Below are 20,552 nucleotides of genomic sequence, written 5' to 3' on the forward strand. Positions count from 1 at the left end.
TGGGCTTGGCTCTCATCAAGGCACCGCCGAGTCGTTGTCGGGCAAACGTCGTGCATCGAGGCCGGGAAAAAGATTGTCGGCCATCGACCACCCTGCCGCCAACCGTTGTGCCCGCGCAACCTGTCGTGACGAAACGGCTTCGGCGATCTCGCGTGTCGCGTGCGCGTGCAGGTGGGCCCGGTCGCGGGCGTATCCGGCGGCGGAGTCCTTGCTCACCATGAACGCCCAGTCGCTCGACACTGCCAGCAGCGCCTCGCGCAGCAGTTGATCGTTGACCCGGTCGCGCAGTTCCACCTCGCCGGGCACCTTAGCGGCGGCGCGGGCCTTGTCCACGGTTTCGAGTGCGGTGGCAACCACCTCGTCGTTGAGCTGCACCAGATCGGCGACCTGCTCACCGGCCCACACCCGCCAGTCCTTGCCCGAGCCCCAGGACGATTCCCGCAGGTCGACCGGCGTGCCGACATAGCCTTCTTTGCGCGCGTCATCGAGGGTGCCGATCGTGACCCCGGCCTCCGGCAAGGCGCGCAGCACCTGCTCGAGCCATTGCGGTCCTTCGTGCCACCAATGGCCGTAGAGCTCGGTGTCGAAGGCCGCGACGACCAGCGCTGGGCGGCCGATGCGTTCCGACTCGCTGGTCAGGCGCCTGCGCACGGTGTCGACAAAATCGGCGACATCGCGGCGGACCGCAGCGGCGGCCAGTTCGGGGTCGTAGGGCGCCTTGTCGGGTCCGGCGACGTTTCGGCCGGTTACCCGGGCTGCCTTCAGTCCGGTGTCGTGGTCGTAGGTATGAAAATCGCGGTAGGCGGCGTGACCGGGATAGCCCGACTTCGGCGACCACACCCGGTAGCTGACTTGCAGGTCGCGGCCGAAGGCGACGACATCCGAGTCGCGCACGGTCCGGCCTAGCGAGGTGTCGCCGCGCAAGGATGGGCCGTCGACCATGAAATGACGCACACCGGCGGCCTGGTAGCCGCGTTCCATGCCGGGGGCGAACCCGCATTCCGGCGCCCAGATGCCGGCAGTCCTACTGCTCCAGCGCAATTCGGCGTCGGCGAGGCCCTCGGCGAGCGAAAAAGCCCGCATCCGTGGGTCGAGCAGCGGCTGGAACGGGTGGGCCAGGGGCCCGCCGAGGAGTTCGATGGTGCCGGCGTCGATGAGTTCGCGCAGGATCGGCGACGCGCCGTGGCGCCAATGAGTCTCGAAGTCGGCAAGCGCCGACGTGGCCAGGTGGTGTTCGCGTCGACCGAGCGTGCGGTGACGGCGCTGCATGGCGGCTTCGTGCGCGCGTAGCTGCCAGTTGCCGAGCCAATGGTGCATTCCGTTGAGGCAGTGCGGGTCGTCGAGTTGAGCTGCCAGCACGGGCGTCACGCCGAGGGTGAGCAGCCCGGTTCGTCCTTCGTCGGCGAGTGTGCGCAGCACGCGCAGCACCGGCAGGTAGGACGCGGCCCAGGACTGGTACAGCCACTCCTCGCCGACGGGCCAGCGGCCGTGGTTGGCGAGCCAGGGTAGGTGCGAGTGCAGTACCAGGCAGAATTTGCCGGGGGTGGTACTCACTGCGGTTTCACCGCAATGGCCAGCAGATCCAGGCTGGTGTCGATGTCCTCGGGATGCAGGTCGAAGTCGTCGATGGTGACCGCGGCGACGTCTGCTGTCAGCTCGTCGGGCCAGGGCTCACCGGCGAGCGCGCGCTGAATTTGCGCGTCGATGAGGGAGCCGCCGTGCTTGGCGTCGAGGTAGCGCAATCGTTCGCCGTGGTGCACCCCGATCATGTCGGTGACCTCGAAACCCGCGTCGATCAGCAGCTCGGTCAATTCGACGGCGTTGAGTTCGCGGGTGTGGAAGGGATTGAGCGGGGTGTCGCGGCCGGGGGAGAAGGTGATCCGGTTTGGTGTGCTGATCAAGAGTTCGCCGCCGGGCGCTAGTACCCGCAGACACTCGCGCAGGAACTGTCCTTGGTCCCACAGGTGCTCGATGACCTGAAAGTTCACGACGACGTCAACACAGCCGCTGGCGATGGGTAGCGCGGCGAGGTTGCCGTGGCGCATGTCGACGCGGGGGTAGCGGGCGCGCACGTGGGCCACCGCGGAATCGTCGTAGTCGACTCCGATGACCGAGCTGGCGACGTCGGCAATCATGTTGGCGCCGTAGCCTTCTCCGGAGCCGGCCTCGAGGACTCGCTTGCCGGCGCAGCGGGAGAGCAGCCGTGCGTATACCACTTCGTGGCGGCGGAACCAGTAATTCTCCTCCGCGATCCCGGGCACCGTCCGCTCGCCGGTCAGCGGCAGCGGGTCGGTGGGTAGCGCGGTTGACGGTTCGCTCATCGTGACGAGGGTAGTGCAGGAGGCGTTTTTACTGTACCCGCGGGTTTATACGCTGCACATTCGGCTAAGTTACTAGCGAGTAACTTGACATGGGGTAATCTCACGCTCCGAAGCTATGCGGTTTTCTTTGCAGCTACTACAGGAGGTCGACGTAGACCCATGCCAAACATCGTCGTATTGATCAAGCAAGTCCCGGACACCTGGTCCGAGCGCAAGCTCACCGAGGGGGATTTCACGCTTGACCGCGAGGCCGCCGACGCCGTGCTCGACGAGATCAACGAGCGCGCCGTTGAAGAAGCCCTGCTGATCAAGGAAGCCCAGGGCGGCGAGGTCACCGTGCTGTCGGTCGGCCCGGACCGCGCCACCGACGCCATTCGTAAGGCGCTGTCCATGGGTGCCGACAAGGCCGTGCACGTCAACGACCCGGCCATCCACGGCTCCGATGCGGTGCAGACCGCGTGGACCATCGCCGGTGCGCTCGGTCAGATCGAGGGCGTCGAGTTGATCATCGCGGGCAACGAGGCCACCGACGGTCGCATGGGCGCGGTGCCGGCGATCATCGCCGAGTACCTCGGGATCCCGCAGCTCACCCACCTGCGCAAGCTGACGGTCGAGGGTGACAAGGTCACGGGCGAGCGCGAGACCGACGAAGGCGTGTTCCACCTCGAGGCCACCCTGCCGGCCATCGTCAGCGTCACCGAGAAGATCAACGAGCCGCGCTTCCCGTCTTTCAAGGGCATCATGGCCGCCAAGAAGAAGGAAGTGCAGACCTTCACGCTGGCGGACCTGGGTATCGACGCCGACACCGTGGGCGTGGCAAACGCCGGCTCGGCGGTTACCTCGGCCACCCCGAAGCCGCCGCGGACCGCGGGCGAGAAGGTTGTCGACGAGGGTGACGGTGGCGTGAAGATCGCCCAGTACCTCGTGGCGCAGAAGATCATCTGACCCGCACCCAATCGAGAATTACCTAGGAGAAGAGCAACTAATGGCAGAGGTACTTGTGCTCGTCGAGCACGCCGAGGGTGCGCTCAAGAAGGTCAGCACCGAACTCATCACCGCCGCGCGGGCGCTCGGTGAGCCGTCGGCAGTCGTCTTCGGCCCCGCCGGGACCGCGGACGCGCTGGCCGACAAGTTGAAGGAAGCCGGCGCCGAGAAGATCTACGCAGCCGAGGGCGACGCCGCTGAAGGTTTCCTGGTGACCCCCAAGGTCGACGTTCTCGCGTCGCTCGTGGAGTCCGCCAGCCCCGCCGCAGTGATCACCGCGGCGAGTGCCGAGGGCAAGGAAGTTTCCGGCCGCCTGGCCGCGCGCATCGGCTCCGGCCTGCTCTGCGACGCAATCGAGGTCCGCTCGGACGCCACCGTGCTGCACTCGATCTTCGGTGGCGCGTTCACGGTTGAGGCCAAGGCAAACGGTGACGTCCCGGTCATCTCGGTTCGTCCGGGTGCCGTCGAGGCCCAGCCGCAGGCCGGCGCGGGCGAACAGGTGTCGGTGGAGATCCCGGCGCAGGAAGACGGCGTTACCAAGGTCACCTCGAAGGAGCCGGTGGTCGGTGGCGATCGTCCGGAGCTCACCGAGGCCTCGGTGGTCGTCTCCGGTGGCCGCGGTGTGGGCAGCGCCGACAAGTTCTCGGTGGTCGAGGAACTCGCCGACTCGCTCGGTGCTGCGGTCGGCGCCTCGCGTGCCGCCGTCGACTCGGGGTACTACCCGGGTCAGTTCCAGGTCGGCCAGACCGGTAAGACGGTCTCCCCGCAGCTCTACATCGCCCTGGGCATTTCCGGCGCCATCCAGCACCGCGCGGGCATGCAGACCTCGAAGACGATCGTCGCCGTCAACAAGGACGAAGAGGCGCCGATCTTCGAGATCGCCGACTACGGCATCGTCGGTGACCTGTTCAACGTCGCTCCGCAGTTGACCGAGGAAGTCAAGAAGCACAAGGGCTGACCAGCCCCGCACTGTCGCGCGCGACTTTGCTGAACTGCACCCCGTATGGGCGGTGCACCGAAGCAAAGTCGCGCGCGACAGCTTTATGCGGCCGGCAGTTTATGCGGCCCGCCCACCCAACCCGCGGGCGAACGCGTGCAGAATCCGGTCGCGCAATGCAAGCGGTCGCGCGAGGTCTTGCCACGTCCACCGCACCACTTCCCACCCCTGTTCGCGGAGCCGGTCCTCGCGCAGCTTCTCCCGGAACACCACCTCACCGGCGTGCTCGCCCTCCCGAAGATGCTTGCCGTACTTGACCTTTCCATCGAATTCACCGATCACGCCCTGCTCCTCGAAGAAGAAGTCGGCGCGGCCGATGAAGCTGCCCTGACGGTCGAAGAAGGGCTCTTGCAGCACGGGCCGCGGTAAACACAGCCGCTCGAAGAGCACGCGGCTGCGTGACTCACCGATGCTTTCGCTGCGCCCATCGAAGAGTGCGATGGCTCGCCTGGCAGCCGGATACCCTTTGCGACCCTCGGCATAGGACAAGGCAGCCAGCACGTCATCGCGCGAGCACAGCCCCTGTCGTAGCGCCATGTCGCCCAGCACCACCGCTGCATCGATCGGCTCGGTTCGCGCGATGTCCGCAAGCGCGCGGGCTAAAGGCAGCGTCCGCACGCCGGCGATCGAGAGCACCTCATTGGTGTCGAACGGCGCGCAGTGCACGTGCAGCCCGCGGGTTCGGCGTCCGCCGGAGGGCCGGTCCCGGGTGACGTGCACGCGGTCGAGCGGCACCGCCCACGGCGTCAGGCCGTGCAGCACGGTCGCGGACTGATGGCTCACGACCGCATGCGGTGATACCGCCGCCATGGTGGCGCGGACGAGTTCGCGATGGCGCTCGACGGAATCCAACGTCGCGTCGAGTTCGGGTGGCAGATACCAGCCCAGTCGCAGACGCGACCACCCTTCCCGTTCGGTGAGCCGGCGCAACTGGGCATCGGTGTAGCCGCGGTCGAGAGCGCGACGACGTTCGACTGGGATCGGTTCGCTCATGAGCCGATCCTCTGGCATCACCACCGGTGGACGACCGCTCGAGCACACAGCTGTGGATGGATTTGCCCGTGTGGATAACGCCGTTACCCCAGCTGCCGCGCGCAACTTTGCGGATCTGCACTCCGTCCGGGGAGTGCAGTCGAGCAAAGTCGCGCGCGGCAGGGGAAACGTCCGGAATTCATCGAAGCGGCACCGCCTCGACACGTCGCCGATGCCGCAACGCTGCACGCGCTCAGTAGATCTCGTGGCATGACTACAACGTCTGTCATCCAACCCGTCCAGCGACTCCTCGACACCCAGCGGTATTCGCTGGTCGTTGCTTCCGATGCCGAGCATCGCGAAGCCGCTCAGCGGCTGCGGTTCGACGTATTCGCGGCCGAGCCCGGATTCGCGATTCCGTCGCACCCGAGCGGGCGGGACGTCGACCGCTTCGACGGGTTCTGCGACCACTTGTTGGTCCGCGACAACGCCACCGACGAATTCGTCGGGTGCTACCGCATGCTCGGACCGGACCAGGCCGGCAGAGCGGGCGGGTATTACACAGCCACCGAGTTCGACATCACCGCGCTCGACGCGCAGGCCAACCGGATTGTGGAAATGGGTAGGGCATGCGTGCGACCGGCGCACCGCAATGGTTCGGTGCTGACACTCATGTGGGCCGGCATCCTGCGCTACATCGAGCTGACCGGTTACCACTGGGTCATGGGCTGTGTATCGGTGCCTATGCAAACCACGCAGATCGACGTCCCAGGCCAAAACGTTCGTGGCGTGCGTGACTACCTGTTGAGCCGCCACGCCACGGCCAAGCGCGTCCGCCCCTACCGGCCGGTCAGCGTGAACGGCGTCGCGCTCGATGACATTGCGGCGCCAGCCAAACCTGACATTTCGCCACTGCTGCGCGGGTACTTGCGCCTGGGCGCGTCGATCTGCGGTGAGCCGGCGCACGATCCGGACTTCGGGGTGGCGGACTTCGTCGCATTGCTGGGCTATCACGAGGTCAACCAGCGGTACCTGCAGCGCCTGCAACAGGCGGCGGCGAGCCTGGATCGGCCGGCCGGGTGAGCCACGCCTGGCTGCCGGTCAGCCCCTGCGGACCGCGGTGCTGCCCAGACCCGGATCGGCCGGTGCACATGGTTCGGCTCGCGGCGCGACTGATCGGTCTGATCAGCTTGTTTGCGGTAATGCCGGTCCTCGTCACCACTCCGAAGCGTTTTCACCCCCACTACGCCCGCGCGATGCTGCGCTGCTGCGGAATCCGGCTACGGGTGATCGACGGACGCGGCGACAACCCGGCAACTGCGCCGATCATCGTGGCCGGACACACCAGTTGGGCAGATGTCCTGGTTCTCGCCGCGCTGCGACCGGCCAGTTTCGTCGCGCGAGCCGACCTGCTCACCTGGCCGGTGCTGGGGCGCCTCACGGAGCGCAAGGTCATCCCGATCGATCGCGACAGCCTGCGCGGCCTCCCGGCGGTGATCGCGACGATCACCGACCGAGTTCGCGCGGGCGAAACGGTGGTGTTCTTCCCGGAGGCGACGACCTGGTGCGGGCGCGCATACGGTTCGCTGCGCCCGGCGCTGTTCCAGGCGGCGATCGATGCCCCGGTACCGGTGCAGCCGGTTGGCCTGCGCTACCTCGACGCTGACGGGTCGACCACCACGACGGCGGCTTTCGTCGGCTCCCAGACGTTGGCGGATTCGCTGTGGCGGGTGCTGCGAAGCTCGGGCATCACCGCGGAGGTGGTGTTGGCCCCGCCCCAGGAGCCGGGCCGAGATCGTCGGGAACTTGCCGCCCGGTGTGAGCGGGCAGTGCGTGGACGCACATTTTCGCCAGCCGGATGGCTCGACGTACCCTTGACGGGATATGACGCCGCCAAGTTTGCCAGATCGGGCTCACCGGCAGGCGGGTAGTGGTGCGCCCAGCCCGTCGGCAGCTGTCTACCTCGATCACGCCGCAACAACACCCATGCGGGTTGCCGCCCGCGCGGCGATGCTCGACGTGTTCGACACCGTCGGCAATGCGTCGTCGCTGCATGGCTCCGGTCGCGCGGCCCGTCGCCGGGTCGAGGAATCACGCGAATCGATAGCCGAGTGCCTCGGCGCGCGGCCCTCGGAGGTGATCTTCACCTCGGGCGGCACGGAGAGTGACAACCTGGCCGTGAAGGGCATCTACTGGGCCCGCCGCGCCGCCGATCCCCGGCGCCGGCGAATTTTTGCCAGCGTGATCGAACATCACGCGGTGCTCGACGCGGTCGAGTGGCTCGAGCGGCACGACGAGGCCCTGGTGACCTGGCTTCCGGTCGACAGCGACGGCTACCTGGCCCCGGAGACGCTGCGCGGGGCGCTGGCGGAGCACGCCGACGAGGCGGCGCTGGTCACCATCATGTGGGCCAACAACGAAATCGGGACCGTCTTGCCGATTGCCGAACTCGCATCCGTAGCTGCGGAATTCGGGGTACCGATGCACAGCGACGCGGTGCAGGCCGGCGCGCACGTGCCTATCGACTTTGCCGCCAGCGGGCTCGCTGCCGCGAGCTTCGCCGCGCACAAGTTCGGCGGTCCGACAGGCACGGGCGTGCTACTGCTCGGTCGCAGCGTCGGGTGCGTGCCGATTCTGCACGGCGGCGGTCACGAGCGCGACGTGCGATCGGGCACCATCGATGTCGCAGGCGTGTCGGGAATGGCTGCGGCCCTTGCCGAAACCGTGTGCGACCTCGATGGTCAGGGCAGCCAACTGCGCAGCCTGCGGGACAGGTTGATTCAGGGCGTGCGCGCAATTGCCCCTGACGCCGTCCTGAACGGCTCGCCCGGCCGTCCGCAGCTGCCGGGGATAGCGCACTTCACTTTCCCTGGCTGCGAAGGGGATTCGCTGCTGATGCTGCTCGATGCCGCGGGTATCGAGTGTTCCACCGGGTCGGCCTGTACCGCGGGAGTGGCCAAGCCGAGTCATGTGCTCGTCGCGATGGGTGTCGACGCGCTGCAGGCGCGGGGGTCGCTGCGATTTTCGTTGGGACACACCTCGACCGAGGCCGATGTCGATGCTTTGCTGGACGCGCTGCCGCATGTCGTGGAGCGCGCCAAGGCCGCGGGGTTGGCGGGTGTGAGTAGCAGGGGAGGTGTTGGCTAGTGCGGGTTTTGGCCGCAATGAGCGGTGGGGTGGATTCCGCCGTCGCGGCGGCGCGCGCAGTGGCCGCCGGCCACGACGTAGTGGGCGTGCACCTGGCGCTGTCGCAGGCGCCGGGAACGCTGCGAACCGGCTCGCGCGGATGTTGCTCCCGCGAGGACGCCGGCGACGCCCGTCGCGCGGCGGACGTGCTCGGAATCCCTTTCTACGTCTGGGATTTTGCCGACCGGTTCAAGGCCGAAGTCATCGACGACTTCATCGAGTCCTACGCCAACGGGCAGACGCCCAATCCATGCCTGCGCTGCAACGAGAAGATCAAGTTTGCCGCGCTCGCCGACAGGGCGATCGCGCTGGGCTTCGATGCCGTTGCCACCGGCCACTACGCACGCCTGCAGGGCGGCGTACTGCGCCGGGCCGTCGACGCCGAGAAAGACCAGTCCTATGTGCTGGGAGTGCTGAGCGCCCAACAACTTTCCCGCGCCATGTTTCCGGTGGGCGATACTCCCAAGGAGCAAATCAGGGCGGAGGCGGCCGCGCGCGGGCTTGCGGTCGCGAACAAGCCCGACAGTCACGACATCTGCTTCATCCCGTCGGGCGACACCAGGGCGTTTCTCGGCGCGCGGATCGGTGTCCGAGCGGGCGCCGTGGTTGACGCCGAAACCGGCACGGTGCTTGCCGAACACGAAGGCGTACACGGCTTTACGATCGGTCAGCGCAAGGGTCTGGGACTGCCCGGCCCGGCCCGCGACGGCAAGCCGCGCTATGTCACCGACATCGACCCCGAAACGGCGACCGTACGGGTCGGCACCGCAGATCGCTTGCAGGTCTGGGCAATCCAAGCCGATCGGGCAATCTGGACGTCGGGTGCCGCACCGGGCGGTCCCGTCGAGTGCGTGGTGCAGGTGCGCGCGCACGGCGGCACTGCCGAGGCGGTGGCCGAGGCGGTTGATGACGGCATTGTCATCCGGTTACGCGAACCGTTGACCGGGGTCGCGCGTGGGCAGGCCGCGGTGCTCTACCTACCCGATCCCGACGGCGACGTGGTTCTCGGCAGCGGCACCATCGCCGACACGGACCACCGCAGGTGAGCTTCCCCGCCGGCGTCGCCACGGGCATCGGATCCTGGCCGGGCACCGATCCACGTGAGGCCGCCGCCGTCATCGTCGGCGAACTCGTCGAATTGCCGCACCTCGCGGAACTCCCGGCGCGTGGCATCGGCGCCGACATGATCGGACGAACCGGAGCCTTGCTGGTGGACTTGCCGTTCGACACCACCACGCGCGGCTACCGGATCGCCGCGCATCGCGGCGCGGTGAGCAAGCGGGCCACAGATCTGCTCAATCGTGACCTCGACGCTCTCGAGGAGGCCTGGGAGACAGCGGGTTTGGTTGACGCCCAGCGACACATCAAGGTGCAGGCGGCCGGGCCGTGGACACTGGCGGCCGAGGTGGAATTGGCCAACGGTCACAAGGTCTTGACCGACCGCGGCGCGGTTCGCGAATTCGCCGAGTCGCTCGGTGAGGGGTTGGTTCGGCACGTCACCGAAGTGCGGCGTCGTCTCGGCGCCAGCGTCGTGCTGCAACTCGACGAGCCGCTGCTCGCGTCGGTCCTGGCCGGAACGATCTCGGGTGTCACCGCCCGGGAACGGATACCGGCGATCCCGGCACCGGACGCGCTGGTCCTGCTGGACGCGGTGATTGCTCAGGCCGACGTGCCGGTGGTGGTCCACGACTGCTCGTCCGCGCCGCCGTGGGAACTGTTTCGGCGCAGCCGTGCGGACGCGGTCAGCTTCGATCTGAACCTGATCGATTCGGCCGACCTGGACCCGATCGGAGAGTTGCTCGACGCCGACAAGAACCTGATCCTAGGTATCGTGCCGACGCGGCCGCTGACCCCCGCGCCCACCTGGCGCGACTGTGCCGCGCCGGCGGTCAAGCTCGTCGACCGGTTGGGTTTTCCGCGATCCGCGCTGGGCGGGCGCGTTTCGGTGTCACCCGCCTGCGGTCTCGCGGGGGCATCGGAGTCGTGGGCGCGGAAGGCGCTGGCGCTGTGCAACGACGTGGCGCGGGCGCTGGTTGAGGAGCCGGAGAAGCTGTAGATCAATCGATGCTTCCACGCGGGACAACCCACGCAACGGATTGACCGGTGGTTTCGGCGATGTGATCGAAACCGATTGGCTTCCCCGGGAACCGGCGACCCGTGAGACCCTTGGTTCGAGGGTCTCGACAGTGCTCGGCGTCGAGGAGGCGGATCGTGACCGAATCGGTGAACAGACTTCGCGCAGCCGCCAGCAGTGCCTTCGTCGATTCGCCGGTGTTGTTTGCCTATCTTTTCGGCTCGCACGCCGCGGGTACGGCGACCGCGCGCAGTGACATCGACGTCGCCGTGTACTGCCGACCGCTGCCAGACCTGCTCGCACTGCGGTTACGCATGGCGAGCGTGCTGACCGAGAGCTCTGGTCTTGCTGGGATCGAGGTGGTCGTGCTCAACGGCGCGCCGCTGGCGCTGGCCGGACGGGTCTGCGAATGCCACGTGCCGATCTATTGCGTCGACAGAGCTGCTCGCGCGCGCTACGAAAGCCTGATCAACCGCCGGTACCGCGAATACAAGGTTCATGAGGAACGAATTGCGCGGGACTTGTTGGCGCGCATGGCGGTCGGAATCTGAAACGACATCGGAATCTGAAACGACATGGTGGACCTGGCTCGTATCGCGACACTGCTGCAACGGATCCGCATCGAGCGCGAACATCTGGTGCGGGCGGGCAAGCGCTCGGACGAGGAGTTGCTGACCGATCCGGATGCGCTGCCGGCCGCCAAATATCGGATGATCGTGTGCTTCGAGTCAGCGATCGGCGCGGCAGACCACGTGATCGCAAGTGAGGGGCTGCGGACGGCGACGAGCTTTGTCGACAGTTTCCGCATTCTGGGCGAGGCGGGGGTGATCTCGCTCGAACTGTCGACGACGCTGCAGGATGCGGCACGGTTCCGCAATCTGCTGGTTCATCAATTTGGCGACGTCGACGACCACCGGGTGATCGAAATGGTGCGAACCGGGCTGACAAGTTTGGACAGCTTCGTGCAGTCGCTGGCCAGCTACCTCAGTGCCCGGTGAAACCATCGGCTGTCGGTGCCCTCGACTAGTGTCGCTGGCGTGACGGACAACCACGACGATCAGCCAGCCGCGGTATCTTCTGCGCGGCCCGCGGCGGTATCTTCTGCCCCCGCTGACGTGCGGGAACGCTGGCAACAGCTCGCCGAGGAGGTGCGCGAGCACCAGTTCCGCTATTACGTTCGCGACGCGCCGATCATCTCCGACGGCGAGTTCGACCAGTTGCTGAATCAACTGATCGCGCTCGAGGAGCAGTACCCGGATTTGCGCACCCCTGACTCGCCGACGCAGTTGGTCGGCGGCGGCTTCGCCACCGATTTCACCGCGGTGGATCATCTCGAGCGGATGCTCAGCCTGGACAACGTCTTCGACGAAGAGTCGCTGCGGGCGTGGTGCCGCCGGGTTGAAGTGGAGGCCGGCACCGATCCTGCGTTGCATTATCTGTGCGAGGTCAAGATCGACGGCGTTGCGCTCAATCTCGTCTACGAGGACGGCCGGCTGACGCGCGCGGCAACCCGCGGAGACGGTCGCACGGGTGAGGACGTCACCCTTAACGCGCGGACCATTGACGACATCCCGCACCGGCTCACAGAGTCGGCAGAGTTTCCGGTGCCACGCCTGCTCGAGGTTCGCGGCGAGGTCTATTTCCGGCTCGAAGACTTCCAGGTGCTCAACGCCGCGATCGTCGCGGAAGGCAAAGCGCCCTACGCCAATCCGCGCAATACGGCGGCCGGGTCGTTGCGTCAGAAGGACCCCTCAGTGACGGCGAAGCGAAACCTACGGATGTACTGCCACGGCCTCGGCCGGATCGAAGGTTTCTCGCCGTCGTCGCAGTACGAGGCCTACACCGCGCTGGCCGCATGGGGCCTGCCGGTCTCGCCGCACACCCGCCGCGTCCAGGGCGTCGACGCCGTGATCGAGCGGGTCGAATACTGGGGGGCGCACCGGCACGACATCGAACACGAAATCGACGGTCTCGTCGTGAAGGTCGACGAGATGGCGCTGCACCGCCGGTTGGGCAACACCTCACGCGCGCCGCGCTGGGCCATTGCGTACAAATACCCGCCGGAGGAGGTCACCACCAAGCTGCTCGACATCCGCGTCAACGTCGGCCGCACCGGGCGGGTCACGCCGTTCGCGTTCATGGAACCGGTGACAGTGGCCGGTTCGACGGTGTCACTGGCGACGCTGCACAACGCCTCCGAGGTCAAGCGCAAGGGTGTGTTGATCGGCGATACGGTCACCATCCGCAAGGCCGGTGACGTAATCCCCGAAGTCCTGGGTCCGGTGGTCGATCTGCGCCCCGAGGATGCGCGCGAATTCGTCATGCCCACCCATTGCCCGGAATGCGGGTCGCCGCTGGCGCCGGAAAAGGAGGGCGATGCCGACATCCGCTGCCCCAACCAGCGCAGTTGCCCAGCACAGTTGCGGGAACGCGTCTTTCACGTCGCCGGCCGCGGCGCCTTCGACATCGAGGCGCTCGGCTACGAGGCGGCGATCGACCTGTTGAAGTCGAAGGTGATCGGCGACGAGGGCGACCTGTTTGCGTTGACCGCGGACGACTTGCTACGGACCTCGCTGTTCACCACCAAGAAGGGCACTCTCTCTGCCAACGGCAAACGGCTGCTGGACAATCTCGCCGCTGCCAAGGACCGACCGCTGTGGCGAGTGCTCGTCGGGCTGTCGATTCGGCACGTCGGTCCGACCGCCGCACGCGCGCTCGCCACCCACTTCGGCAGCCTCGACGCAATACGCGCCGCGTCGGTGGAGGAGTTGGCGGCAGTCGAGGGCGTCGGTCCCACCATCGCGGCCGCGGTCGCGGAGTGGTTCACGGTCGATTGGCACCGCGAGATCGTCGACAAGTGGGCGGCCGCCGGTGTGCGGATGGCCGACGAGCGCGACGAGTCCATCGAACGCAACCTCGAGGGCCTTTCGATCGTGGTTACGGGCTCCCTCGAGGGTTTCTCGCGAGACCAGGCCAAGGAGGCGATCCTGCAGCGCGGCGGCAAGGCGGCGGCCTCGGTGTCGAAGAAGACGGCGTTTGTGGTGGTGGGGGAGGCGCCGGGGTCCAAGGCGGACAAGGCCGAAGAGCTTGGCGTGCCCATCTTGGATGAGGCGGGCTTCCGCCGACTGCTCGAACTCGGACCCGAAGCTGTCGCGGGAACCACTTGACCTCAACAATGGTTTAGGTTTCACGATGGACTCCAGACCCGAGAGAAGGAGTCCTCATGGCACACCCCGTGTCCGCCGGACCGGCAGCAGAACGCAAGGTTGCCCTGATCACCGGCGGTTCGGCCGGTTTCGGACGAGCGGTGGCTCGTCGTCTGGTTGCCGATGGCTGGTCGGTCATCCTGACCGCACGTGGCATCGACCGATTGCGATCGGTGCAACGCGAACTCGGCGAACAGGCAACAGCCATCGCCGGGGACGTCGCCGATGAACGCCACCGTGCGGACGTTGGCGCGGCCATTGCCGCGGCGGGGCGCCTCGACCTGCTGGTGAATAACGCCAGCGCGCTCGGGCCGAGTCCGCTGCCTGTCCTGGAGCACTACCCACTGGACGCGTTCACCCAGGTGCTGCAGACGAATGTCGTTGCGCCCCTTGCGTTCCTACAGCTCTGCCTGCCGTACCTGCGAGCGTCGCGCGGAATCGCCGTGCAGATCAGCTCGGATGCCGCGGTCGGCGGATACCAGGGGTGGGGCGGTTATGGATCGTCGAAGGCTGCACTGGACCAACTCAGCAACGTTGCGGGCGCGGAGAACCCCGACGTCGCCATCTACGCACTCGATCCCGGCGACATGCGCACGGAGATGCACCAAGCAGCGTTTCCGGGCGAGGACATTTCCGACCGGCCCGAGCCGTCGGTGGCGGTGCCCGCGCTGATCCACCTGCTCGAATACCGCCCGCCCAGCGGACGCTACATCGGGTCACAACTACTCGAGCAGGTGCAGGCATGATGGATTTCGCACTGCCACCGGAACTTCAGGCGGCCGGCCCGCCGGAGTCGCGTGGGCTGGCGCGCGACGAAGTCCGGCTACTGGTTTCAGACACCGCAGGCCTGACGCACGCGGTCTTTCGCGAGCTGCCGACCTTCCTGCGTCCGGATGACATTGTGGTGGTCAACAATTCGGCGACACTGTCTGCCGCGGTCGATGCCCGGTTGGGCGAAGCCGCTGTGGTAGTGCACTTTTCGACCTGGCTCGATGATGGCTCGTGGGTCATCGAGGTCCGCACCACGGACGGCAGACCGGTGCCTTGGCACATCCTCGACATCGGTACCGAGCTGCGTCTTTCCGGCGGCGCGACAGCAGTTCTGCGCCAACCCTGGCTTCCGCCCGCGCGCCGACTGTGGACGGCCGACATCGACGTCGCAATACCCGCTTATCTGGCGCGGCATGGCCGGCCTATCACCTACGCCTACCTGCGGCAACGCTGGTCGGCGCAGTACTACCAGACCGCCTTCGGCACCGTAGCCGGCAGCGCGGAAATGCCTAGCGCAGGACGACCTTTCACCGCCGAACTGGTTGCCCGGCTGGTGTCGACCGGCATCGCCGTAACGCCGATCACGCTGCACTGTGGGGTGTCCTCGCCTGAAACCGGCGAACCGCCGAGCCCCGAACGGTTCGCCGTTTCCCAGCAGACTGCGGATCGGGTAAACGCGACCCGTGCCGCTGGTGGTCGGGTCATAGCGATCGGCACCACGGTCACTCGCGCGCTCGAATCAGCTACTGGCAGTGACGGAATCGTGCATGCAGCGTCGGGCTGGACGGACGTGGTGCTCGGTCCGCAGCGGCCGGCCCACGTGGTCGACGGGCTCGTCACCGGCTGGCATGCGCCCGGCGCATCACACCTCGATCTGCTGGAGGCCGTCGCGGGCGCCGAGGTGGTTCGTGACGCCTATGCCGCGGCGCTGGACGCCGGCTATCTCTGGCACGAGTTCGGAGACAGCGCACTGCTCGTGCGGTACTAGCTCAACACGGTGGCGATGATTCCGGCGAGATAGCCGAGTCGGGCGACCTCGGACGGCCGGAACTCCGGGCCGCCGGGCCGGCCGAGCAGCAGCACCTTGCCAGTGTCGCCCAGCGGTGCGGCCGCCAGCTTCGTATCCATATCGCGCCAGATCTGCGGCGACCAGTCGGCCTCATCGTCGAGGACGGTGGGCTTCTGCAGCGGCATCCACGGGGTATCGGCGGCGTGCGTTTCCGGTGCCCCCGAGCTGCCGACAACGCGATACGCCCCTTCGGGGCCCATCGCGACAACGATGCACCAGCCGACGCGAAGAATCCGCGGCGCCCCGTCGACCAGCACCTGCAGCCGGTCGTGCCGTGCGGCGGCCACCCGATCGATCAGTTCCAGTTCGCGGTGGGTGTCCAGGACGCCCGCGTAGGGCCGGATGGAATCGACGTGCACGCCGTCGAGCGCCTCGGCGGCGGTGAGCAGTGTGTCGGGCAACGAACCCGGCTCGACGTCAACGACCAAATCGTCGACCGCGTAGCCCATCCCGCGTTCGACGACGTCAAGGGACAGAATGTCGGCGCCCACCGAGCCGAGGGCAAGCGCCAGGGCGCCCAGACTTCCGGGCCGATCCGGAAGTTGCACGCGAAGCAAAAATGACACGCGCGTCCCTTTCCCCATGCGATAAGCGCACTACACGCCAACGCAATCCTTACACCGCCAGCCGTGTAGTTTCGACTCGAGACGCCCGGCGTGACCAATTCGACAGCTACGCCGCAAGCTTTGACCTGCTCGAACGGAAAGGGGCCCACGGTGCCTGCCATCTCCCGTGACGAGGTTGCCCACCTCGCCCGGCTGTCCCGGCTCGCTCTGCGCGATGACGAACTCGACCATTTCGCCGGTCAACTCGACTCGATCCTGAGCCACGTCAAGGCGGTCTCGGAAGTGGCTGCCGACGATGTGCCGCCCATGGCGCATCCAAACCCCGAGGTGAATATCACGCGGCCCGATGTCGTCGTGCCCGGCCTGACCCCGGAGCAGGCGCTGTCGGGTGCTCCGGCGGCCGAAGACGGTCGATTCCAGGTCCCGCAGATCCTCGGGGAGGGCGAGTGATGAGCGACCTGACAGCACTGTCCGCCGCCGAATTGGCCCACGGGATCCATTCTCGCGAGGTTTCCAGCGTCGAGGTCACCCAGGCGCATCTCGACCGCATCGCCGAGGTAGACGGCGAGTACCACGCCTTCCTGCACGTGGCGGCGGAGTCGGCGCTGGATGCCGCCCGCAGTGTCGACGGCGCGCTGGCCGCCGGTGAGGAGCCGCGGTCCGCGTTGGCCGGGGTGCCGTTGGCGCTCAAGGACGTCTTCACGACCACCGACATGCCCACCACCTGCGCATCGAAGATCCTCGAGGGTTGGGTCGCGCCGTACGACGCGACGGTGACCCAGCGCTTGCGCGCGGCCGGGATCCCGGTGCTGGGCAAGACCAACATGGACGAGTTCGCGATGGGCTCCTCGACCGAGAACTCGGCGTACGGTCCGACGCGGAACCCGTGGGACACCACCCGGATTCCCGGCGGGTCCGGCGGTGGCTCGGCCGCGGCGCTGGCGTCGAATCAGGCGCCGCTGGCGATCGGCACGGACACCGGCGGCTCGATTCGCCAACCCGCCGCCGTCACCGCGACGGTCGGCACCAAGCCGACCTACGGCACCGTGTCGCGCTACGGACTGGTGGCCTGCGCATCGTCGCTGGACCAGGGCGGCCCCTGCGGGCGCACGGTGCTCGACACCGCGCTCCTGCACGAGGTGATCGCGGGATATGACCCCCGGGACTCGACCTCGCTGAAAGCGCCGGTGCCACCGGTTGTTTCGGCCGCCCGGGAGGGCACAGCCGGCAACCTTAACGGCGTTCGGGTCGGGGTTGTGAAGGAGTTGCATTCCGACAGTTACCAACCCGGGGTGATCGCATCGTTCGATGCGGCCGTGGCGACCCTGACCGAGCTGGGCGCCGAGGTGGTCGAGGTGTCTTGCCCGCACTTCGAATACGCCCTTGCCGCTTACTATTTGATTTTGCCGAGCGAGGTGTCATCGAACCTGGCGCGGTTCGATGCCATGCGGTACGGCCTTCGGGTCGACGACGGCAAGTCGAGTGCCGAACAAGTGATGGCCGCGACCCGCGCCGCCGGGTTCGGTCCGGAAGTCAAGCGCCGCATCATGATCGGCACGTACGCGCTGTCGGCCGGGTACTACGACGCCTACTACGGGCAGGCCCTGAAGGTCCGTACCCTGATCGCCCGCGACTTCGACAAGGCATACGAGTCCGCGGACGTGTTGATTTCGCCGACGAGCCCGTTCACGCCATGGAAGCTCGGCGAGAAGGTCGACGATCCACTGGCCATGTACCTGTCCGACTTGTGCACCCTGCCAACGAATCTCGCTGGTCATTGCGCCATGTCGGTGCCGTCCGGACTGTCTGCCGACGACGGGCTGCCGGTGGGACTGCAGATCATGGCGCCCGCGCTTGCCGACGACCGGTTGTACCGGGTGGGCGCGGCCTACGAGGCGGCGCGCGGCGACATCGGTTAGACGGTATGGGTGAGGTTACAGCGCTCGGCGCAGCACCGCGTCGACGACGGGCACCGGAAGCTTGTCCAAGACGGCTCTGGCCCGGTTCGGCTTGACAGAGTAGCGAATTCGCGGTCGGGGCGCGGTCGCCGCGGCGAAAATCGTGTCAGCGAGAAGGGCCGGTTCGGATGCCGTTGCGTGCTCTTTGCGCGCCATTCGACCCGACTTGCGGGCCATCGCCGCGAACGGTGAGTCGGGTGGCGTTGCCCGCGCGAACGCGTCTTCGATCGATGCCGTCATCGAAGTGCGGAAGGGTCCCGGCTCAACGATGCTCACCGGCATCCGCACCGCTGCGAGTTCGCGGCGCAACGCATCGCCGTAGGCCTCGACGGCATGCTTGGTCAGCGCGTAGGCGCCGTTGAAGGGCATCGCATGCTGCCAGCCGGTCTCCGAACTGATCAGGATCACCCGGCCGTTCCCCTTGCGCAGCAACGGAAAGCACGCACGCACGCTGCGGTGCGTGCCCATGACGTTGATGTCGATGACGCGCTGTAGTCGGTCGTCGGGCATTTCGGCGAGCGGCCCGATGTCCAGGACGCCGGCCAGGGTCACCAAGGCGCCAAGGCCCGCGGGAGACAGTTCGGCGATTCGGTTGGCCGCGACGTCGACCGACTCGGTATGGGTGACGTTCAGCTGGATCGGCACGACGTTGTTAGCTGCCGGTGGGGGTGTGAGGTCGGCGGCGAAGACGGTCCAACCGGACCGGACGAATCGCTCGGTGGTTGCGGTGCCGAGACCGCCGGCTGCGCCGGTGATGAGAACGGTCTGTGGTGTGGACACGCTGGGCCTCCTGGTCAGGGATTCGGGCCAATAGTAGAACAAGTTCTAAATTGCTGGCAGTCGAACAATAGTTCGAGTAGGTTTGGGGTATCGGTGTGACGGACAAGGGAGGGTGTATGGATCACGTTGCAGTACTTACCGACGCGTTCGGCCGGGTGCGGGACGAGGTGCACGCGGTTCTTGACGGTTTGCCGGAGGCGGCGCTGACGTACCGGATCGACGGGGACGCGAACACGATTGCGTGGTTGGTGTGGCATCTCACCCGAGTGCAGGATGACCACGTTTGCGATGTGGCAGGCCGGCAACAGGCCTGGACGGAAGGTGGTTGGAGCGAGCGATTCGCACTCCCGTTCTCGGCCGAGGCGATCGGCTATGGCCAGTCGTCTCAGGAGGTCGCGCAGGTCCGTGCTGACGCCGACCTGCTGCGCGGCTACTACGACGCCGTCCACGACCGAACGCTGGACTACCTACGTACCGTGACGGCAGAAGACCTCGACCGCGTCGTTGACCGGCGCTGGGACCCGCCTGTGACGCTGGGCGTGCGACTGGTCAGCGTCATCTCCGACGATCTTCAGCACGTCGGCCAGGCAGCATTCGTCAGAGGCGTCTTCGAACGACAATGATGGAGCCATGCGCATCGGAATCCTCACCGGCGGCGGTGACTGCCCGGGCCTGAACGCGGTGATCCGCGCGGTCGTACGGACCGCCAACGGTCGATACGGCGATTCGATCGTCGGCTTCCGCGACGGTTGGCGCGGTCTGCTGGAAGACCGGAAGGTGCAGATTCAGAACGATGACCGGATCGACCGGTTGCTCACCAAGGGCGGGACCATGCTGGGCACCGCGCGGGTGAATCCGGACAAGCTGCAGGCGGGCATCGAACAGATCAAACAGACGCTCGACGACAACGGCGTCGAGGTGCTGATTCCGATCGGCGGCGAGGGCACCCTCACCGCGGCGCGGTGGTTGTCCGAGAGCGGTGTCGACGTGGTCGGTGTGCCCAAGACGATCGACAACGACATCGACTGCACCGACGTCACATTCGGCCACGACACGGCGCTGACTATCGCCACCGACGCCATCGACCGTCTGCACACGACCGCCGAGTCGCATCAGCGCGTCATGCTGGTCGAGGTGATGGGACGCCACGCCGGCTGGATCGCGGTGAACGCCGGGCTCGCGTCGGGCGCACACCTGACGTTGATTCCCGAGCAGCCGTTCGACGTCGATGAGGTATGCCGACTGGTGAAGCGCCGGTTCCAGCACGGAGACTCGCATTTCATCTGCGTGGTCGCCGAGGGGGCCACCCCCAAGGCTGGGTCGATGACCCTGCGGGAGGGCGGGATCGACGAGTTCGGCCACAAGATCTTCACCGGCGTCGCCCAACAACTCGGCGATGAGATCCAGCGCCGGATCGGTAAGGAGGTCCGCACCACCGTCCTCGGGCACGTGCAGCGTGGCGGCACCCCGACGCCGTACGACCGCATCCTGGCCACCCGGTTCGGCGTGCAGGCCGCCGAGGCGGCTCATGCTGGAAAATATGGCGTCATGGTGGCTCTGCACGGCACCACGATTGATCTCGTGCCGCTGGCGGAGGCGACTCGTCAACTGAAAACCGTGCCGACCGACCGATACCGGGAGGCTGCCGCCTTCTTCGGCTGAACTGGC

The 20,552-nt window shown here is 67.0% G+C and carries 21 protein-coding genes; 16 read left to right on the top strand and 5 right to left on the bottom strand.

The features are described from left to right. Positions 1–15: 15 nt before the first annotated feature. A complete protein-coding gene (locus FOS14_RS04350) occupies positions 16–1,554 on the bottom strand; it encodes a glycoside hydrolase family 57 protein (protein ID WP_143769050.1) in 1,539 nt (512 codons plus the stop codon). After that, positions 1,551–2,321: a bifunctional 2-polyprenyl-6-hydroxyphenol methylase/3-demethylubiquinol 3-O-methyltransferase UbiG gene (locus tag FOS14_RS04355; RefSeq protein ID WP_143769051.1), complete on the bottom strand. Its 771-nt coding sequence runs from the start codon at positions 2,319–2,321 to the stop codon at positions 1,551–1,553. The genes FOS14_RS04350 and FOS14_RS04355 overlap by 4 nt, the downstream gene beginning before the upstream one ends. A gap of 159 nt (positions 2,322–2,480) precedes the next feature. On the opposite strand from FOS14_RS04355, the gene FOS14_RS04360 reads away from it, so the two are divergent. After that, positions 2,481–3,266, top strand: coding sequence for an electron transfer flavoprotein subunit beta/FixA family protein (locus FOS14_RS04360; protein ID WP_143769052.1), 786 nt, complete (start codon positions 2,481–2,483; stop codon positions 3,264–3,266). Positions 3,267–3,306: 40 nt separating this feature from the next. Beyond that, entirely contained in the window at positions 3,307–4,263 is a 957-nt protein-coding gene (locus tag FOS14_RS04365) for an electron transfer flavoprotein subunit alpha/FixB family protein (protein ID WP_143769053.1), read from the top strand. A 99-nt stretch (positions 4,264–4,362) separates the two neighbouring features. Here the strand turns inward: FOS14_RS04365 and FOS14_RS04370 are convergent, their stop codons facing one another. Then, the gene (locus FOS14_RS04370; protein WP_143769054.1) at positions 4,363–5,295 is read right to left on the bottom strand and encodes a hypothetical protein; all 933 of its coding nucleotides are present in this window, start codon (positions 5,293–5,295) and stop codon (positions 4,363–4,365) included. A gap of 249 nt (positions 5,296–5,544) precedes the next feature. On the opposite strand from FOS14_RS04370, the gene FOS14_RS04375 reads away from it, so the two are divergent. From FOS14_RS04375 to FOS14_RS04420, 10 genes are all read left to right on the top strand, one after another. Beyond that, complete coding sequence (locus FOS14_RS04375; protein WP_143769055.1) at positions 5,545–6,357, top strand: GNAT family N-acetyltransferase; 813 nt, start codon at positions 5,545–5,547, stop codon at positions 6,355–6,357. Continuing rightward, entirely contained in the window at positions 6,354–7,205 is an 852-nt protein-coding gene (locus FOS14_RS04380; RefSeq protein WP_255450065.1) for a 1-acyl-sn-glycerol-3-phosphate acyltransferase, read from the top strand. Before FOS14_RS04375 ends, FOS14_RS04380 begins: the two co-directional genes overlap by 4 nt. Further along, on the top strand, positions 7,159–8,421 hold the full coding sequence (locus FOS14_RS04385) for a cysteine desulfurase family protein (protein ID WP_143769056.1): 1,263 nt from the start codon (positions 7,159–7,161) through the stop codon (positions 8,419–8,421). The genes FOS14_RS04380 and FOS14_RS04385 overlap by 47 nt, the downstream gene beginning before the upstream one ends. Continuing rightward, on the top strand, positions 8,421–9,506 hold the full coding sequence (mnmA, locus tag FOS14_RS04390) for a tRNA 2-thiouridine(34) synthase MnmA (RefSeq protein WP_143769057.1): 1,086 nt from the start codon (positions 8,421–8,423) through the stop codon (positions 9,504–9,506). The genes FOS14_RS04385 and mnmA overlap by 1 nt, the downstream gene beginning before the upstream one ends. Further along, on the top strand, positions 9,503–10,516 hold the full coding sequence (locus tag FOS14_RS04395) for a methionine synthase (RefSeq protein WP_143769058.1): 1,014 nt from the start codon (positions 9,503–9,505) through the stop codon (positions 10,514–10,516). The genes mnmA and FOS14_RS04395 overlap by 4 nt, the downstream gene beginning before the upstream one ends. A 155-nt stretch (positions 10,517–10,671) precedes the next feature. After that, positions 10,672–11,085 (top strand): nucleotidyltransferase domain-containing protein, encoded by a 414-nt coding sequence (locus FOS14_RS04400; RefSeq protein WP_185981615.1) that lies wholly within the window; start codon positions 10,672–10,674, stop codon positions 11,083–11,085. A 24-nt stretch (positions 11,086–11,109) separates the two neighbouring features. Next, on the top strand, positions 11,110–11,532 hold the full coding sequence (locus FOS14_RS04405) for a DUF86 domain-containing protein (protein WP_143769060.1): 423 nt from the start codon (positions 11,110–11,112) through the stop codon (positions 11,530–11,532). 117 nt (positions 11,533–11,649) lie between these two features. Further along, on the top strand, positions 11,650–13,701 hold the full coding sequence (ligA, locus tag FOS14_RS04410; protein WP_143769323.1) for an NAD-dependent DNA ligase LigA: 2,052 nt from the start codon (positions 11,650–11,652) through the stop codon (positions 13,699–13,701). Positions 13,702–13,757: 56 nt separating this feature from the next. Continuing rightward, entirely contained in the window at positions 13,758–14,486 is a 729-nt protein-coding gene (locus FOS14_RS04415; RefSeq protein WP_143769061.1) for an SDR family oxidoreductase, read from the top strand. After that, complete coding sequence (locus FOS14_RS04420; protein WP_143769062.1) at positions 14,483–15,499, top strand: S-adenosylmethionine:tRNA ribosyltransferase-isomerase; 1,017 nt, start codon at positions 14,483–14,485, stop codon at positions 15,497–15,499. Before FOS14_RS04415 ends, FOS14_RS04420 begins: the two co-directional genes overlap by 4 nt. On the opposite strand, the gene FOS14_RS04425 is transcribed toward FOS14_RS04420, so the two are convergent. Beyond that, positions 15,496–16,146 (bottom strand): amino acid-binding protein, encoded by a 651-nt coding sequence (locus FOS14_RS04425; RefSeq protein ID WP_143769063.1) that lies wholly within the window; start codon positions 16,144–16,146, stop codon positions 15,496–15,498. The two genes, FOS14_RS04420 and FOS14_RS04425, sit on opposite strands and share 4 nt — an antisense overlap. Before the next feature lie 150 nt (positions 16,147–16,296). Here FOS14_RS04425 and gatC point away from each other — a divergent pair, with 150 nt between their 5' ends. Both gatC and gatA read left to right on the top strand, forming a co-directional pair. Beyond that, positions 16,297–16,596 (top strand): Asp-tRNA(Asn)/Glu-tRNA(Gln) amidotransferase subunit GatC, encoded by a 300-nt coding sequence (gene gatC, locus FOS14_RS04430; protein WP_143769064.1) that lies wholly within the window; start codon positions 16,297–16,299, stop codon positions 16,594–16,596. Continuing rightward, the gene (gene gatA, locus FOS14_RS04435; protein ID WP_143769065.1) at positions 16,596–18,065 is read left to right on the top strand and encodes an Asp-tRNA(Asn)/Glu-tRNA(Gln) amidotransferase subunit GatA; all 1,470 of its coding nucleotides are present in this window, start codon (positions 16,596–16,598) and stop codon (positions 18,063–18,065) included. The genes gatC and gatA overlap by 1 nt, the downstream gene beginning before the upstream one ends. A gap of 15 nt (positions 18,066–18,080) precedes the next feature. On the opposite strand, the gene FOS14_RS04440 is transcribed toward gatA, so the two are convergent. Then, on the bottom strand, positions 18,081–18,884 hold the full coding sequence (locus tag FOS14_RS04440; RefSeq protein WP_143769066.1) for an SDR family NAD(P)-dependent oxidoreductase: 804 nt from the start codon (positions 18,882–18,884) through the stop codon (positions 18,081–18,083). 116 nt (positions 18,885–19,000) lie between these two features. Between FOS14_RS04440 and FOS14_RS04445 the strand changes: the two genes are divergently transcribed. Together FOS14_RS04445 and FOS14_RS04450 are read left to right on the top strand one after the other, a co-directional pair. After that, a complete protein-coding gene (locus FOS14_RS04445; protein ID WP_143769067.1) occupies positions 19,001–19,507 on the top strand; it encodes a DinB family protein in 507 nt (168 codons plus the stop codon). A 7-nt stretch (positions 19,508–19,514) separates the two neighbouring features. Further along, positions 19,515–20,546: an ATP-dependent 6-phosphofructokinase gene (locus FOS14_RS04450; RefSeq protein WP_143769068.1), complete on the top strand. Its 1,032-nt coding sequence runs from the start codon at positions 19,515–19,517 to the stop codon at positions 20,544–20,546. Positions 20,547–20,552 lie beyond the last annotated feature (6 nt).

This window comes from Skermania sp. ID1734 (genome assembly GCF_007489285.1).
GTDB lineage: Bacteria > Actinomycetota > Actinomycetes > Mycobacteriales > Mycobacteriaceae > ID1734.